Below are 16,669 nucleotides of genomic sequence, written 5' to 3' on the forward strand. Positions count from 1 at the left end.
TTTCACTGACATTCTAACTGTAATGGCATGACACGCCGGTTATGCAGGCCCCTTCTTACCGGCGCGCCGCTCATGCGCAGAACGCGTCAATCAGCGACGCGACGCGCGCCGGCTGGTCGTGATGGATCATGTGCCCGGCGCCGTCGACGATTTCCTCACGCCAGTCGGCAAAAGCGGCGAAGCGCGTCTTGAACTCGGCGACGGGCGTCAGTCCCGCGAGGGCGGCGAGCGTCGGCGAGTCCTTCGCCTCGACGTGCAGGACCGGCGCCGTGACCCGCGCCCACGCGGCGGTGACCTCGTCCAGCCGATACAGCGTCGGTCCGCGCAACTTGTGCGCCGGGTCGGCCAGCAGATGGAAGCGTCCGTCGCTTTGCTCGCGCGACCAGTGCTGCGCGAGATAGCGCGCACGCGCGAGCGGCAGACGCGGATTCGTGCGGATCAGCCGATCGGCGACTTCATCGAGGCCCGCATAGCTGCGCAGCGCCGGCGGCGCGCGCAGATCGTCGAGCCATTGCGCGATTCGCCCGGGCGATTGCGATGCGCGCGCCGCCGGCAGACCGAAGCCTTCCAGATCGACCACGCGGCGCACGCGCTCGGGCCGCACGCCTGCATAAAGCAGCGCGACGTTCGCGCCCATGCTGTGACCGACGAGATTCACCTGCACGCCCCGCGCGAACTGATCGAGCAGCACGTCGAGATCGGCGAGGTAGTCCGGAAAGTAGTAATGCCCGCCGCCCTTTTGAGCGACCGGCCAGTCCGACAGGCCGAAGCCGCGCGCGTCGGGCGCGAGGACCTGCCAGTCGCCGGCGAGCGCATCGACGACGAACTGGAACGACGCGCTCATATCCATCCAGCCGTGCAGCATGAAGAGCATCGGGGCGTCGGGCGAACCCCAGCGGCGCACATGCAGACGCACACCGCGCGCATCGACGAATTCGGAGCGCGATTCTTTCATGGTGCCGCCTCGAATAAAGGATGATCGTTCGATTATAGCGGCGATGGCCGCAGGCTATTTCGCGTCGTCCAGGCCGGCGAGCGCGCGCAGTTCGGCTTCGTCGAAACCCGCGTCGCGGCGCGCCTCGAAGTTGAACGGGCCGCGCAGCTCCGGCGCGTGGTACTGCTCGGCGAGGCGTTCATAGGTCGCGTGCGGATCGAGACCCAGGCCGTCGCACAGGAAACGGAACCAGCGATTACCGATCAGCACGTGGCCGATTTCGTCGCGCAGGATGACATCGAGAATCCCCGCGGACGCGTGATCGCCCGCCTGCGCGAGGCGCTTGCGGATCGGCGGCGACGCGTCGAGCCCGCGAGCCTCCAGCGTGCGCGGCACGAGTGCCATGCGGGCGAGCACGTCGCCGCGCGTGCGCTGCGCCATCTCCCACAGGCCGTCGTGCGCCGGGAAATCGCCGTAGGCATGGCCGAAATCGGCCAGCCGCGCGCTCAGCAGCGAAAAGTGATGCGCTTCCTCAGCCGCGACTTTCAACCAGTCGAGATAAAAATCCTGCGGCATCGACGGAAATCGCCAGACGGCGTCGAGCGCGAGATTGATGGCATTGAATTCGATGTGCGCGAGCGCATGCAGCAATACGGCGCGGCCCGCCTCCGACTGCATGCTGCGACGCTTCAGCGACGACGGCTCGACGAGTTCCGGACGTCCGGGCCGGCCGGGCAGATCGCCGGGTTCATCGAACGTGGCTCGCCGATCGATTCGGGATGGCTGCGCGCGCGCCGCCTCGAACAGCGCGCCGGCGCGCGCCGCTTTCGTCGCGGGGTCGCGCTCGCGCAGGACGGCGAGCGCCGCGCGGCGCGTGCAGGCGTCGGCGTCGTCTTTGGTGGGAATCACAGGGTGGTGCATCGAACGATCTCGAAAACAGGCCTCGAACCGCGCGGTCCAGCGGACGCTTACGGCAAACAGCTAAAATGGTAATCCCGGCGGACGCCGCACATCGCCTAACAATCCGCGTAACAATCCGCGCAACGATCGGTGCGACCGGGACGGCCGTGACCGTCAAGCCGCACCGGCAGGCGCGCATTTTAGCGCCACCAGCGCCCCGCCCTTACGACACCACGCCCCAGGAGACAATGTGGCCATCTACAAACTCGGCGACGACGCCCCGACCATCCATGAAAGCGTGTTCCTCGCGGACACCGCGACCATCATCGGGCGCGTGACGCTCGAGGAAAACACGAGCGTGTGGCCCGGCGCCTCGCTGCGCGGCGACAACGAGCCGATCGTCGTCGGGCGTGGCAGCAACGTGCAGGAAGGCGCGGTGCTGCACGCCGACCCCGGCTTTCCTCTGACGATCGAAAACGATGTCACCGTCGGTCATCAGGCGATGCTGCACGGCTGCACGATCAAGGAAGGCTCGCTGATCGGGATCCAGGCCGTGGTCTTGAATGGTGCGGTGATCGGCCGCAACTGTCTGGTTGGCGCGGGCGCCGTCGTCACCGAAGGCAAGGTATTCCCGGACAACACGCTGATTCTCGGCGCGCCCGCGAAGGCGGTGCGGGAAATCGGCGAGGCGGATATCGCACGCATGCGCGCGGCCACGGCAAGTTACGCCGACCGGCGCGAATATTACAAGGCGCAGCTCGTGCGCATCGGCTGAGACCCGGAAGACCGGGCGAGCCTCAACACCCAAGGAAGAGTTGTGAACGACCAGTTGCAGAAATTCATGTTCAACGCAGCGCCCGTGCGCGGCGAGATCGTCTCATTGCGCCATACGTGGCAGGAAGTGCTCGCGCGCCGCTCGTACCCTGCGGCAGTGCGCAACGTGCTCGGCGAGATGATGGCCGCATGTGCGCTTTTATCCGCGAACCTCAAGTTCGACGGCACGCTCGTCATGCAAATCTACGGCGACGGACCAGTGAAGATGCTGGTCGTGCAATGCAATTCCAACCTCTCGCTGCGCGCCACTGCGAAGCTCGCCGAAGGGACCGAGCGCGAGCTCGAGAACGAAATGTCGCTCGCCGAGCTACTGAACCGTCACGGACGCGGGCGCTGCGTCATCACGCTCGATCCGGCCGACAAGAAGCCGGGACAGCAACCGTATCAGGGTATCGTGCCGCTGTCGGGCGAACACGGCCCGCTCTCGTCGATGGCCGAGGTGCTCGAGCACTACATGCATCACTCCGAGCAGCTCGACACGCGCCTATGGCTCGCCGCCGACACCGATCGCGCCGTCGGCATGCTTTTGCAGAAGCTGCCGGGCGATGGCGGCATCGTTCCGCACCCGGGCGAACACGACGCGGACACCTGGCAGCGCGTCTGCCATCTCGGCAGCACGCTTTCGACGGAAGAATTGCTGAAAGAAGAACCGGACACGGTCTTCAAGCGCCTGTTCTGGCAGGAGAACGTGCAGCACTTCGATCCCGCGCCGGCGCGTTTTCAGTGCACGTGCTCGCGTGAAAAAGTCGGCGGCATGCTCAAGATGCTCGGCCGCGAGGAAGTCGACGGCGTGATCGCAGAGCGCGGTAACGTCGAAGTGCATTGCGAGTTCTGCAATCAGCGCTACGACTTCGACACCGTCGACGTTGCGCAACTTTTTGTCGCAAAAGAACTCTCACAAGGCGTGAGTCCGGCGTCGGACCGGCGCCACTGAAACGCCGCGAAAGCCTTGTCCAGCGGGAGGTTGCGCCGCATGCGCCAAGGGCTTCGGAGGCCCGGTGACCGTTCGGCGCACCCGCTTACGGCCTAGACTCACGACAGACTCCGCAAGCTATGATTGGGGCTCCTGTACAGATGTCCGGCCCGCTGGAGGTCGTAAATGAAAACCACACCATTCAACTGGAAACTGCTGCCATGCCTTGCCGGCGTCGCACTCTTCGCCGGCTGCATGATGGATCCGCCCGGTCCTTCGCCGATCTATAGCCGCTTGCCCGATACGCCGTCCGCGCCCCAAGAGACGCTGACGCCACAGCAGCAGATGGAACGGTACAACGCCATCGACAAGCAGGCGCTAAACGAATCGCAGCAAGCTGCCGCCGCGGGCAATGCGGCGAAGACGATGTCGCAGTTCTACGCACCCATGCCGGTCTCGGTGTACGGAGGCTATTCGAGCGGCGGCTGGGGCGGTCCGTATTGGGGCACTGGCGTCGGATTCGGCACCTGGTGGTAATCGATCCGGCAACAGGCTCGGCAGAAAAAAAGCGCGGTCGATGACCGCGCTTTTTTGTTCCGACCGGGGAGCCGCCACGCTACTGCGCCGTGCCTGCCGGCTGTTTCTTCTTCGCTTCGGCTGCTTTTTCCTTCTGCGCCTTCTTGTCCAGATCGCGCAATTCCTGCTTCGAACGCGACACCGGATTCGGCACCACGCGCAGCGGCGCTGCCGAGACCTGACCGCGCGTCGAACCGTTCATGCCCGGCACGTTGGCGGAGTTGACGGGCGCATTCGAATTCGGCGCGACGAACTGAACGAATACCTCGCTGTCCTTCACCATGCCCATTTCGTAGCGCGCACGCTCTTCCACGGCGGCAGTGCCGTTTTGCAGATCCTGCACTTCGCCCTGAACGCGCTCGTTGCGCAACCTCAGGTTCGTGTTCTTCTCCGTCTGCTGCGCGAGCTGCTGCTGCAATTCATGCACGCGCAGCCAGCCGCCGTGGCCCCACCAGAGCGGGTATTGGATCAGCACCAGCAGCAGAATCAGAACGACAGTTACGAGCCGCATTCACGTAGCCGAAATAAGCGCCGCCCGGCGGCAAGAATGCCGTGGGCGGCGGGCTTCAAAAGATGACGCTTTAAAGACGACTAAGCGTCTTTATCGACTAAAGCGGCAAAAGCTTTAGCGCAAGTTGTAGAACGCCGACTTGCCCGGGTAGCTCGCGATATCGCCGAGGTCTTCCTCGATGCGCAGCAGCTGGTTGTACTTCGAGATGCGGTCGCTACGCGACAGCGAGCCGGTCTTGATCTGCCCGGCGTTGAGGCCGACGGCGATATCGGCGATCGTCGAGTCTTCCGTCTCGCCCGAGCGATGCGAGATCACGGCCGTGTAGCCTGCGCGCTTGGCCATTTCGATTGCCGCGAAGGTTTCCGTCAGCGTGCCGATCTGGTTGATCTTGATGAGGATCGAGTTGGCGATGCCCTTCTCGATGCCTTCCTTCAGGATGCGCGTGTTCGTCACGAACAGATCGTCGCCGACGAGCTGGATCTTCTTGCCGAGCTTGTCGGTCAGGATCTTCCAGCCTTCCCAGTCGGACTCGTGCATGCCGTCTTCGATCGAGACGATCGGAAATTTGTCTGCGAGCGTCGCGAGGTAATCGGCGAATTCGTTCGACGACAATTGCAGGCCTTCGCCCGCGAGCTGGTACTTGCCGTCGTGGTAAAACTCGCTCGCCGCGCAGTCGAGCGCGAGCAGCACGTCTTCACCGGCGCGATAACCGGCCTTCTCGATAGCCTGCAGAATCGTCGACAGGCACTCGTCGTTGCTACCGAAGTTCGGTGCGAAGCCGCCTTCGTCGCCCACGGCCGTGCTCATGCCGCGCTCGGCCAGGATCTTCTTGAGCGCGTGGAACACTTCCGCGCCGCAGCGAAGCGCTTCGCGGAAAGTCGGCTGGCTGACCGGGACGATCATGAATTCCTGAATGTCCAGGCTGTTGTTCGCGTGCGCGCCGCCGTTGACGATGTTCATCATCGGCACCGGCAGTTGCATCGCACCCGAGCCGCCGAAGTAGCGGTACAGCGGCAGGCCGGCTTCCTCGGCCGCGGCCTTCGCGACCGCCATCGAGACGGCGAGCATCGCGTTCGCGCCGAGGCGCGACTTGTTGTCGGTGCCGTCGAGCTCGAGCAGGGTCTTGTCGAGGAAAGCCTGTTCCGAGGCGTCGAGGCCCATGATGGCTTCGGAAATCTCGGTGTTGATGTGTTCGACGGCCTTCAGCACGCCCTTGCCGTTGTAGCGGCCGGCTTCGTCGTCGCGCAGTTCGATGGCTTCGCGCGAACCGGTGGACGCACCCGACGGAACCGCCGCGCGGCCCATCGTGCCCGATTCGAGCAACACGTCGCATTCGACGGTCGGATTGCCTCGCGAATCGAGAATCTCGCGGCCGATGATATCTACGATAGCACTCATGGTTTCCTCAAGAAATGACGATGAATTCTGTCAGTCGCAACGAAGCGCGCCGCCTGTTTTTACACTTCGATACACGCGGCGGCACGCGCTTCACTGCTTCGCTCAGACCCTTTCGATGACCACCGGTTCAGCGCCGGCGCAAAGAGCGGTCGTTTCGGGATAGCGACTCGATCCGCATCGCTTTTGTGGGAGCGGGCGTTGGCCCCGCTGATCTGCGCGGGTACGCGGATACCGCCCTCACGCGCTGCACGCTCCTCCGTTGCTCCGGTCACGCCAGGCGACCTGTTTTTTCGTGACACGCCCGCCGATGATGACGCCCGCGCCCCACTTCCTTTTGCCGCAGATACTCAGTTGAAATCGTTCTCGAGGAACGAGCCGCTCTTCACCGCGCGATCGATGGTGATGAGCGTGGAGAGCAGCGCCTCCATGTGCTGCAGCGGCACCGCGTTCGGGCCGTCCGACTTCGCACAGGCCGGGTCCGGATGCGTCTCCATGAAGAGGCCCGCGACGCCCGTGGCGACCGCCGCGCGCGCCAGCACCGGAACGAATTCGCGCTGACCGCCCGAGCTCGTGCCCTGCCCGCCCGGCAACTGCACCGAGTGCGTCGCGTCGAACACGACTGGCGCATTGGTTTCACGCATGATCGCAAGCGAGCGCATGTCGGACACGAGGTTGTTATAGCCGAACGACACACCGCGCTCACACGCCATGAAGCGGTCTTCCGAGAGACCCGCTTCACGCGCGGCATCGCGCGCCTTGTCGATCACGTTCTTCATGTCGTGCGGCGCGAGAAACTGACCCTTCTTGATGTTCACCGGCTTGCCCGAACGCGCGCATGCGTGGATGAAATCGGTCTGGCGGCACAGAAACGCGGGCGTCTGCAGCACGTCCACGACCGATGCGACCGCTTCGATCTCGTGCTCGGCGTGGACGTCCGTGAGAACCGGCACGCCGAGCTGCTTCTTCACTTCGCCGAGAATGCGCAGCCCTTCGTCCATGCCGAGGCCACGGAACGACTTGCCCGAGCTGCGGTTCGCCTTGTCGTAGGACGACTTGTAGATGAACGGCACGCCGAGCTTCTCGGTCATCTCCTTGAGGCGCCCGGCGACGTCGATCGTCATTTGCTCCGATTCGACGACACACGTGCCCGCGATCAGAAAAAACGGCTTGTCCAGGCCGGCCTCGAAGTGACACAGCTTCATGCTTGCGCTCCCGCGGTCGCCGCAGCCCGGGCCGGCGCCTTCGCGTCGGCGGATTCGGCATGAACGCGCGCCGCATCGACGAACGCCTTGAAGAGCGGATGCCCGTCGCGCGGCGTCGACGTGAATTCGGGGTGGAACTGCACGCCGACGAACCACGGGTGCAGCGACTGCGGCAACTCCATCATCTCGGGCAGGTCCTCGCTCGGGGTACGGGCGCTGATGATAAGCCCGCCGGCTTCGAGCTGGGGCACGAAACGGTTATTGACTTCATAACGGTGACGATGACGTTCGTTCACGTCGCTGCCGTAGATGCGCTCGGCCATCGTGCCAGGCTTGATCGGGCACTTTTGCGATCCGAGACGCATGGTGCCGCCGAGATCCGACTCCTCGCTGCGCTTCTCGATGCGGCCCGCGCGGTCGTACCACTCGGTGATGAGCGCAACGACCGGGTTCTGCGTGTCCTGATCGAACTCGGTGCTGTTCGCATCGGCGAGACCGGCGACGTCGCGCGCGAATTCGATCACCGCGAGCTGCATGCCGAGGCAGATGCCGAGATAAGGCGTCTTCGATTCGCGCGCATAACGGATGGCCTTGATCTTGCCTTCCGTGCCGCGACGGCCGAAACCGCCCGGAACGAGCACCGCGTCGAGATGCTTGAGCGCATCGGTGCCTTCGGCGTCGATCTGCTCGGAATCGATGTACTCGATGTTGACCTTCGTCGACGTATGGATGGCGGCATGACGCAGCGCTTCGATCAGCGACTTGTACGACTCCGTCAGCTCGACATACTTGCCGACCATGCCGATGGTCACTTCATGCTTCGGGTTCTCGAGCTTCTCGACGAGGTTCGACCACATCGTCAGATCGGCCGGCGGCGGCGAGAGCTTGAGCTCTTCGCAGATGATGTCGTCGAGGTGCTGGTCGTTGAGCATCTGCGGAATCTTGTAGATGCTGTCCGCGTCCCACACGGAGATCACGGCGTCTTCAGGCACGTTCGAGAACATCGAGATCTTGGCGCGCTCGTCATCGGGAATCGGACGGTCCGCGCGGCACAGAAGCACGTTCGGATAGATACCGATTTCGCGCAGCTTCTGCACGCTGTGCTGCGTGGGCTTCGTCTTCAGCTCGCCCGCGGTCGCGATGAACGGCACTAGCGTGAGGTGCACGAAGCACGCGCTGTTGCGGCCCATGCGCAGGCTCATCTGACGCGCGGCCTCGAGGAACGGCAGCGACTCGATGTCGCCCACCGTGCCGCCGACTTCCACGATTGCCACATCCGGCTGACCGCACGTCGCCGCTGCGGCGCCACGCTCGACGAAAGCCTGGATTTCGTTGGTGATGTGCGGAATGACCTGCACCGTCTTGCCCAGATATTCGCCGCGGCGTTCCTTGCGGATCACCGATTCGTAAATCTGGCCGGTGGTGAAGTTATTGGCCTTGCGCATCTTCGTGCTGATGAAGCGCTCGTAGTGGCCGAGGTCGAGGTCGGTCTCCGCGCCGTCTTCCGTCACGAACACTTCGCCGTGCTGAAACGGGCTCATCGTGCCGGGGTCGACGTTGATGTAGGGATCGAGCTTGAGGAGAGTGACTTTGAGACCGCGCGATTCGAGGATCGCGGCGAGAGAGGCGGCGGCAATACCCTTGCCAAGGGACGAAACTACGCCGCCGGTGACGAATACATATTTGGTCATCGCTAGATGCTCGCGGGAAAAACGGATTATACCGTAAAGGCAGACTCCCACGAAGCGCGCCAGACGTCGGGATTGGCTACGAATCTGCGCATTTCCGCGTCATTTTTGCGGAACATCGCACGGGCCGTTCGTCAAGTCCCGCGTGCGTGCTCGTGCCCTTTCGGCCGCTTCGTCATTGCGATGACTGCATCGCTTTAAGCAGGCGCTGCACTGCGCGCGCGGTGTCGATCGGGCGCTCCATCGGAAAGAGATGGCTGCCTTCCATCCATTCAATCCGCGCGCCGGCGATGCGCCGCGTCATGCCGAGTCCCACTTGCCGCACCTCGCGCGAACGCGTCCCCGCGATGAACCCGACCGGCACCGGCACGCCGTGCGCGAGTCGCGCGCCGAGCGTATGCGGCAGCGTGCGATAGATCAGATATTCGATGTGACGATCGAATGCGAGCGAGCGCGCGCCGTTCGCATGAGTCTGCGGAATGCCGAAGTCGATGTAGTCGGAGAGCATGCGCTCGTCCCAGCGCGCGAACGCGGGCTTCGACAGAAAATGCCGCCATGCCTCGTCGCGGCTCGCCCACTGCGTGCGGCGCTTCCTGGTCGCGGCGGCGGGCGACAGCCGCTCATCCAGTCCGGTCCATTGCGTAACGCGCAGAAGGCTGCTTCTCCAGCCGGCAATCACGGGGGAATCGAGCATCACCACGCCTTTCACCCATTGCGGGCGCTTGAGCGCCGCCATCAGCGACAGATAGCCGCCCAGCGAATGCCCGACGAGCCACACCTTCGGATGCGCGCTGTCCGCTTCCCGCCGATAGCGGCTCATGTCGTCGATGAGCTGATCGACGAGATACGGCCAGTCGCGCGTCACCGGAAAGCGCGCATCATGCCCGATGCACTCGATGCTGCGAACGTCGTAATCGTCGGAAAGCTCCGCAAAAATCGTGCGATAGACCGATGCCGGAAAGCCGTTCGCGTGCGAGAAATGGATGATGTCTTTCAAGCGGGATTCGTCTCCGTTCTTGTTCTGGTTTCAACGCCCCATCCAGTAGCGCGCGTGCGTCTGCCGGTAGCGCTCGAGCACGATCTGCCCGCCGATGTCGATGCGCGCCGCGCCGTCGTCGTCGCTGCGCGAAAGCGCGATCTCGCGCAACCCGTAACGCGCGAACACGGTCGGGTGCGGATGGTGAAAGCGGTTGCGATAGCCTACCTGAAATATCGCCGCCAACGGCCCGACAGAATCGAGGAAAGGCTCGGTCGACGACGTCCGGCTGCCGTGATGCGGCGCGATCAGCACGTCGGCATCCAAGGCGGCGCGGTCGCGAGCGATCAGCGCGCGTTCGACGTCCGCTTCGATATCGGCCGCGAACAGCGCCGCGCGCCCCGCCGCACTCGTCACCTTCAGCACGCACGACTGATGATTCGGCTTTCCCGAGAGCGGCCCCGGCTCGGGCCACAGCACGCGGAATTCCACACCGTCCCACGTCCAGCGCTGTCCCGCCGTACAGCGCAGCGTTTGCGCGCCGCGTGCGCGCGCGTTCGGCCACAACGCGTCCGTCGCGGGCAGCGACGCCAGCAACTGGCGCACCTCGATCGATTGCAATACGGCGGGCGCGCCGCCTGCGTGATCCGAATCGGAATGGCTGATGACGAGCGTATCGAGCATGCGAACGCCCGCGGCCTGGAGATACGGCGCGACGATGCGCTCGCCCGCGTGCGTCGATTCGGGACCGGGCCCGGCGTCGAAGAGCAACGCATGCCGCGCCGTCTCGACGACGAGTGCCGAGCCCTGCCCGACATCGAGCGCGGTGACGCGAAACGCGCCTTCGGGCGCGGGATGCGTCGCGGGAGCGAGAAGCGGCAGCCAGGTGAGCGGCGCGGCGAAGCGCAGCGGCCAGCCTCGTGGCGCGAGCGCCCACGCGACACCGATGCACGATGCCGCGAGCGCAAACGCATCAGGCTTCGGGAGAAACCAGAGGGGCGATGGCACGGCGTCGGCGAGGCGCGCGAGTAAGTCGCAAAGCACCGAGAGCGCGGCGTGCGCGGCGTGGAGCATCGGCGCATCGAGCGGCGCGGGAAGCATCAGGCCCGCGAGCGTCGCGGGTGTCACGAGCACGCTGATCCACGGTATCGCGAACGCGTTCGCGAGCGGACCGAGCAACGGAATCTGTGAGAACCAATAGACGGTGAGCGGCGCGAGCGCGATGGTTATCGCGTACTGCACGCGCGCGCTCGACGTGGCGTGACGCCGTGCACGGCCGCCGAACCGCGTGATGAGAGGAAGCAGTCTCGGCCCGGTCGCGTGCGCCGGCCGCTGTCCGACTTCACTCGGATCGGCGCGATCCCACTGTTCGATTTCGTCGTGCTCTTGCGCCTGCGCGCGTGACTCGACTCGCCCCGCCGCCGCGATCGCGTGCAATATCGCCCCCACCGCGCAGAACGACAGCCAGAATCCCGGCGATGTCACCGCCCACGGATCGGCGACCAGCACGAGCACGAGCGCCCACAAGAGCACGAGCGACGACGCGGGCCGCCTTCCGCACAGAAACGCGATGGCGACGATCAGCAGCATCCAGACCGTGCGTTGCGCCGGCACGTTGAATCCGGCGAGCGCGGCGTAGCAGGCGGCGAACACGGCCGCACCGGCCGCCGCCACTTTCGGCGCGGCCACGATCAATGGCGCGGGCACGCCGCGCAACCTGAGCCGCTTCCACACGAAGCCGAAGATCAACGCCGCCAGTCCCGCGACGAAGCCGATGTGCAACCCCGATATCGCGACGAGATGACTCGTGCCGGTCGCGCGCATGAGGGCCCAGTCGGCATCGCTGACCGCCTCCTGCGCGCCCACCGCGAGCGCGACGATGATCCCGCGATGCGGCGCGTGCCCCAGCACCGATTCGATGCGATCGCGCGCGCGGGCACGCAGACGGTCGATCATCAGACGCGGGCCCGTCGCATCGGGACTCACGCGCCGCGGCGTGCGCGCAGCCGACACAGTGCCCGTCGCGCGAATGCCGCGTTCGAGCAGGCTCGCTTCGCCATCGCGCAGGCCGAAGTTCGCATCGGCATGCGCGCGCTTCAAACGCGCGCTCAGCGTCCATCGTTCGCCAGCGCGGAGTGGCGTTCGATCCGGCGACATCCACAACAATCGCACGATGCGCGGAAAGTCGCGCAGACCCGCGCCGTTCGCTTCGACTTCGAAGAGCAGGCGCGCGCCGTCCGCCCGTTGCTCGGAAAGCCCGCGCACGAAGCCCGTCAGTTCGATGTCGCGTTGCTCGTACGCGGCGGGCAACTGCTCGCGCAGCCGGACTTCAGCGCGCACCGCGGCATAGGCGAAGCCGAGCGCGCAGGCGCCGAGCGCGAAGCTCGCGATGCGCACGCGCGGCTTCATCGCGCCGAGCGTCATCGCCACGATGAACGCCGCGCAGCCCGCGAACCACACGATTGCGTCCGGCAAGCCAGCCTGCTGTTGCAATCCCCAGACGCCCAGCGCAAATCCCAGCAGAATCGCCCGCACTTCTTCCTCTTCGTTTTCGTTGCCGCAGACGCGCGCTCGCAGAGACGGACGTCGATCGAAACGATTATGAAGAGGCGGGCGCGAGCCGTGGGAGCGCTGCGTGAGCGTTAGCCGTTGTGCCTAGGGCAAGCGTGTTTTCGTCGATGCCGCGCAACTGCGCGAGCACCGTTGCGATGCGCGCGACCTGATCGGGCGTGTTGCGTTGCTTGTAGCGCCACGAAGGCGCGATATCGGGCGCATCGGTTTCGAGCACGATCGCCTCAAGCGGAAGCTCGGCCGCGAGCCGCCGGATCTGCAGCGCGCGTTCGAACGTGAGATTGCCGCCGAAGCCGAGATGCATGCCTTGCGCGATGAACGCCTCGGCCTGCTGGAAACTGCCGTTGAACGCGTGCGCGATGCCCCGATGAATATCGTGCACGCGCAAGCCTTTCAGCACCTTGTCCTGCGACTTGCGCACATGGCAAATCACCGGCAGGCCGAACTCGCGCGCGAGCTTCAACTGTTCGTTGTAGAAGAATTGCTGGCGCGCATCGTCGAGCGTCGGAACGAAATAGTCGAGCCCGATTTCGCCGATGCCGACGAACAACGGATCATCGAGACTCGCCTCGATCTCCTCGCGCAGCACGCGCAGATCGTCTTCACGCGCGCCCGGCGTGAAAAGCGGATGAATGCCGAGCGCGTATGCGCCGCCCGCGATGCGATGCGCGAGCGCGCGCACCGCCGCGATGTTGCCGCGATCCACGCCCGGAATCACGATGCGCGTCACGCCTGCATCGAGCGCCGCGCCCGCGACGGCATCGCGGTCGGCGTCGAACTCTCCGGCATCGAGATGACAATGCGTATCGATCCACATGACGCCTCCCGCACAGCAACGCGTTATACCGGCACCGGCGGCTCTTCGTGCAGCACGCCGTCGCGCAGGCGCATGATGCGGTCGCAGCGCGCGGCGAGATCGGGATCGTGCGTGACGATCACGAAACTCGTTTCGAGCGTCTGCGACAGCTCCAGCATCAGGTTGAAGACGGTGTCGGCCGTGCCGCCGTCGAGATTGCCTGTGGGTTCGTCGGCGAGCACGCACGCGGGACGCGTGACGAGCGCGCGCGCGATGGCCACACGCTGTCGCTCCCCGCCCGACAACTCGCCCGGCCGATGCTTCGCGCGATGACCGATGCCCACGCGTTCCAGCATCTCCTGCGCCTGGCGGCGCGCATCCTCTTCGGACATGCGGCGGATGCGCAACGGCATCGCGACGTTATCGAGCGCCGTGAATTCCGGCAGCAGATGATGGAACTGATACACGAAGCCGAGCGCACGGTTGCGCAGCTCGTTGCGCTCCTTCTCCTTCAGCTCGGTGAACGGCTTGCCGAGCAGCGAAACCTTGCCCGCGCTCGGCTCGTCCAGCCCGCCGAGCACATGCAGGAGCGTGCTCTTGCCCGAGCCCGATGCGCCGACGATCGCGAGCTTCTCGCCGCGCATCACGTCGAGCTGCGCGTTGTTGAGCACCTGCACATTGAAGCCGCCCTGCACGAACGTCTTCGAAATGGCCGATGCCTGCAGAACGAGATTGCTGGACGGAATCAGATCACTCATAGCGCAGCGCCTCCGCCGGACGAACCTTCGCACCGCGCCAGCTCGGATAGAGCGTCGCGAGCGACGACAACAGGAACGCGATGACGCCGATCTTGGCGACGTCGCCCGGCACGAGTTCCGACGGCAGTTCGCTGATGAAATACACCGAAGACGGCAGGAACTGGACGTTGAAGAGATGCTCGATCATCGGCACGAGCCACGGAATGCTCCACGCGACGAGACAGCCGAAGGTCACGCCGAGCGCCGTGCCGATGAAGCCGATCGTCACGCCCTGCACGACGAAGATCTTCATGATCGAGCCGGGCTGCGCGCCGAGCGTGCGCAGGATGGCGATATCGGCCTGCTTGTCGGTGACGGTCATCACGAGCGAGGACACGAGATTGAACGCCGCCACCGCGATGATCAGCGTGAGGATGATGAACATCATGCGCTTTTCGATCTGCACGGCGGAGAACCACGTCTTGTTCTGCTGCGTCCAGTCGCGGATATACAAATCGCCCGACAGCGTGCGCGCGAGCTGCCGCGCGACTTCGGGCGCGCGCTGCATGTCCTTCAGGCGCAGGCGCACGCCGGTCGGCGCGGGCAGACGGAAGAGCGCCTCGGCGTCGTGGATTTCGATGAGCGCGAGCGTCGAATCGTATTCATAGTGACCGGACTCGAAGACGCCGACGACGGTGAACTGCTTGAGCCGCGGCATCATCCCTGCCGGCGTGATGGTGCCTTCGGGCGCGACGAGCGTGATCTTGTCGCCGTTTACCACGCCGAGATTGGCGGCGAGATCCTTGCCCAGCACGATGCCGAACTCGCCCGGCTTGAGATCCGTCAGCTTGCCTGCGCGCATGTCCTTGCCGATATCCGACACTTCCGGCTCCAGCGACGGCTCCACGCCGCGCAGCGCGACGCCGCTCACCGCGCCCTGGCGCGTCAGCAGCGCCTGCGCTTCGACATAGGGCGCGGCGCCCATCACTTCCGGATTGCGGCGCGCTTCCTGGGCGGTCAGTTGCCAGTTGGGCATGGAGCCGGTCGGCGAGAAGATTTCGACGTGCGCGAGCACCGACAGCATCCTGTCTCGCACTTCCTTCTGGAAGCCGTTCATGACCGACAGCACGACGATCAGCGCAGCGACGCCGAGCGCGATGCCCGCCATCGACACGAGCGCGATGAAGGAGATGAAGCCGTTGCCTGTGGTGCGTTTGCTGGCGCGCGTGTAGCGCCAGCCGATCTGCCATTCGTACGGAAGTTTCAAGCGATTCCTTTCTGCTGCTGTCCAGCGTTGTTATGCCCCGGTGGCGCGGTGGTCGCTCTTTGCGCGGCATCGCCGGCATCGTCTGAATGACGCGGCGATCTTCGCGGATGCATGGCGACGGCGGCGAAGCGCGCCGGCTTGCCACGACCAAGCGTGAAATCTGCGAAAGTTTGCCATATATGGAGAAAGCGACGCATGAGCACGCGTCGATCGCCGGGCAAAACCGGCATGGCGGGCGTCATCGCCCCACCCGCTTTGCCCTACAATGCCGAGCATCATGCCCGTTCACGACCTCCATCTCCTGCTGCCGTTCGCCCTGCCGTCGGCCGCGGACGCCGCCATCGCCCTGCACGGCCTGGAGAGCGCGGCGCTCGACAAGCTGCTCGCCCGCGCGACGCTCGAGGAACGCGTCATCGGCGAGGACTTCCAGCGCACGCTGCCGCACGAACGCTGGATCGCGCGGCGCTTCAACGCCGTCACGCCCGCTGCTCAACGCTACGCCGACGATGCCCCGCTCGCCCCCTTCATGCTGCTCGCCGACGGCGGCACGCCCGGCAATGCGCCCTGGGCCTGCATCGAGCCGGTTCACGTGCGCATCGCGCACGATCATCTGGTGCTGATCGATCCCGAGACGCTCGGCGTGCATACGGAAGAAGCGCGCGCACTGCTTCAGACGGCGCGGCCGGTGATCGAAGACCTCGGCGTGACGCTGCAAGCGCCGACGCCGTTGCGCTGGTATGTCTCGGGCGAGGCGCTCGGCTCGCTCGCGGGCGCATCGCCGCTGCGGGCGACGGGCCGCAACATCGAAATCTGGCTGCCCCACGAAGCCCGCACCGGCGAGCGCTCGCGCGCGTGGATGAAGCTGCAGAACGAAGTGCAGATGGCGTGGTTCGAGCACCCGCTGAATCTCGAACGCGAATCGCGCGGCCTGCCCGCGATCAACTCGATCTGGCTCCACGGACAAGGCACGATGCGGCCCGTGGCGAGACCGTTCGCACGCGTGATGTCAGACGCCGCGGCGACGCGCGGTCTCGCGCTCGCGTCGGGCGTCAAGCCGTCGACGCCGCCCGAGTCGTTTGCATCGCTGTCGAAAGACGGCTCGCAAGGCGCGACGCTCGTCGAGCTGAATCCGTTCTCCGCGCCGTTCATCGAGCAGGACTGGGCGCGCTGGAACGCGTCGCTCAAGGAACTCGAAGCCGCGTGGTTCGCCCCCGCGCTGCAGGCGCTCGGCGATGGCTCGCTCGGCCGCCTGAGCCTCACGCTCTGCGGCGACACCGGCTCGGTCACGCTTTCCGTCACGCGCGCCGATCTGCGCAAGTTCTGGCGGCGCCGTCCGATCGCGGCGCTCTTCATCGAATAAGGCATA

16 protein-coding genes are annotated in these 16,669 nt (G+C 65.3%); 4 read left to right on the forward strand and 12 right to left on the reverse strand.

All coding sequences use genetic code 11. From position 1 onward, the window contains the following. Positions 1–70: 70 nt before the first annotated feature. Both NCS58_RS09505 and NCS58_RS09510 read right to left on the reverse strand, forming a co-directional pair. Positions 71–955, reverse strand: coding sequence for an alpha/beta fold hydrolase (locus NCS58_RS09505; RefSeq protein ID WP_250538302.1), 885 nt, complete (start codon positions 953–955; stop codon positions 71–73). Positions 956–1,009: 54 nt separating this feature from the next. After that, on the reverse strand, positions 1,010–1,855 hold the full coding sequence (locus tag NCS58_RS09510) for a ferritin-like domain-containing protein (protein WP_250538304.1): 846 nt from the start codon (positions 1,853–1,855) through the stop codon (positions 1,010–1,012). A 229-nt stretch (positions 1,856–2,084) separates the two neighbouring features. Between NCS58_RS09510 and NCS58_RS09515 the strand changes: the two genes are divergently transcribed. The 3 genes from NCS58_RS09515 to NCS58_RS09525 all read left to right on the forward strand — a co-directional run bounded on the left by NCS58_RS09515 (position 2,085) and on the right by NCS58_RS09525 (position 4,118). Then, a complete protein-coding gene (locus NCS58_RS09515; RefSeq protein ID WP_061119662.1) occupies positions 2,085–2,609 on the forward strand; it encodes a gamma carbonic anhydrase family protein in 525 nt (174 codons plus the stop codon). Between the two features lie 42 nt (positions 2,610–2,651). After that, positions 2,652–3,602: an Hsp33 family molecular chaperone HslO gene (hslO, locus tag NCS58_RS09520; protein WP_061119663.1), complete on the forward strand. Its 951-nt coding sequence runs from the start codon at positions 2,652–2,654 to the stop codon at positions 3,600–3,602. Between the two features lie 165 nt (positions 3,603–3,767). Then, positions 3,768–4,118 carry a hypothetical protein gene (locus NCS58_RS09525; RefSeq protein WP_061119664.1) on the forward strand — a complete coding sequence of 117 codons (351 nt, stop codon included), beginning with the start codon at positions 3,768–3,770 and terminating at the stop codon, positions 4,116–4,118. A 79-nt stretch (positions 4,119–4,197) separates the two neighbouring features. Here NCS58_RS09525 and ftsB read toward each other — a convergent pair whose 3' ends face one another. From ftsB to NCS58_RS09575, 10 genes are all read right to left on the reverse strand, one after another. Then, positions 4,198–4,668, reverse strand: coding sequence for a cell division protein FtsB (ftsB, locus tag NCS58_RS09530; RefSeq protein WP_061119665.1), 471 nt, complete (start codon positions 4,666–4,668; stop codon positions 4,198–4,200). 114 nt (positions 4,669–4,782) lie between these two features. Beyond that, positions 4,783–6,066 carry a phosphopyruvate hydratase gene (gene eno, locus NCS58_RS09535; RefSeq protein WP_061119666.1) on the reverse strand — a complete coding sequence of 428 codons (1,284 nt, stop codon included), beginning with the start codon at positions 6,064–6,066 and terminating at the stop codon, positions 4,783–4,785. Between the two features lie 347 nt (positions 6,067–6,413). Beyond that, complete coding sequence (gene kdsA, locus NCS58_RS09540; RefSeq protein WP_250538305.1) at positions 6,414–7,268, reverse strand: 3-deoxy-8-phosphooctulonate synthase; 855 nt, start codon at positions 7,266–7,268, stop codon at positions 6,414–6,416. After that, positions 7,265–8,959, reverse strand: coding sequence for a CTP synthase (locus NCS58_RS09545; RefSeq protein WP_250538306.1), 1,695 nt, complete (start codon positions 8,957–8,959; stop codon positions 7,265–7,267). The genes kdsA and NCS58_RS09545 overlap by 4 nt, the downstream gene beginning before the upstream one ends. Before the next feature lie 172 nt (positions 8,960–9,131). After that, the gene (locus NCS58_RS09550; protein WP_061119669.1) at positions 9,132–9,953 is read right to left on the reverse strand and encodes an alpha/beta fold hydrolase; all 822 of its coding nucleotides are present in this window, start codon (positions 9,951–9,953) and stop codon (positions 9,132–9,134) included. Between the two features lie 30 nt (positions 9,954–9,983). Beyond that, positions 9,984–12,467, reverse strand: a complete 2,484-nt coding sequence (locus tag NCS58_RS09555) for a ComEC/Rec2 family competence protein (RefSeq protein ID WP_250538307.1) — start codon at positions 12,465–12,467, stop codon at positions 9,984–9,986. A 64-nt stretch (positions 12,468–12,531) separates the two neighbouring features. Beyond that, the gene (locus NCS58_RS09560) at positions 12,532–13,320 is read right to left on the reverse strand and encodes a TatD family hydrolase (protein ID WP_250538309.1); all 789 of its coding nucleotides are present in this window, start codon (positions 13,318–13,320) and stop codon (positions 12,532–12,534) included. Positions 13,321–13,343: 23 nt separating this feature from the next. Next, positions 13,344–14,057, reverse strand: coding sequence for a lipoprotein-releasing ABC transporter ATP-binding protein LolD (lolD, locus tag NCS58_RS09565; RefSeq protein WP_250538311.1), 714 nt, complete (start codon positions 14,055–14,057; stop codon positions 13,344–13,346). Continuing rightward, a complete protein-coding gene (locus NCS58_RS09570; RefSeq protein WP_250538312.1) occupies positions 14,050–15,303 on the reverse strand; it encodes a lipoprotein-releasing ABC transporter permease subunit in 1,254 nt (417 codons plus the stop codon). Before NCS58_RS09570 ends, lolD begins: the two co-directional genes overlap by 8 nt. Then, positions 15,300–15,545 carry a hypothetical protein gene (locus NCS58_RS09575; RefSeq protein ID WP_250538313.1) on the reverse strand — a complete coding sequence of 82 codons (246 nt, stop codon included), beginning with the start codon at positions 15,543–15,545 and terminating at the stop codon, positions 15,300–15,302. Before NCS58_RS09575 ends, NCS58_RS09570 begins: the two co-directional genes overlap by 4 nt. A gap of 23 nt (positions 15,546–15,568) precedes the next feature. Here NCS58_RS09575 and NCS58_RS09580 point away from each other — a divergent pair, with 23 nt between their 5' ends. Beyond that, positions 15,569–16,663 carry a regulator gene (locus NCS58_RS09580; protein WP_250538315.1) on the forward strand — a complete coding sequence of 365 codons (1,095 nt, stop codon included), beginning with the start codon at positions 15,569–15,571 and terminating at the stop codon, positions 16,661–16,663. Positions 16,664–16,669 lie beyond the last annotated feature (6 nt).

Origin of the sequence: Caballeronia sp. INML3B, from assembly GCF_023631305.1 — a bacterium.
Classification (GTDB): domain Bacteria; phylum Pseudomonadota; class Gammaproteobacteria; order Burkholderiales; family Burkholderiaceae; genus Caballeronia; species Caballeronia turbans.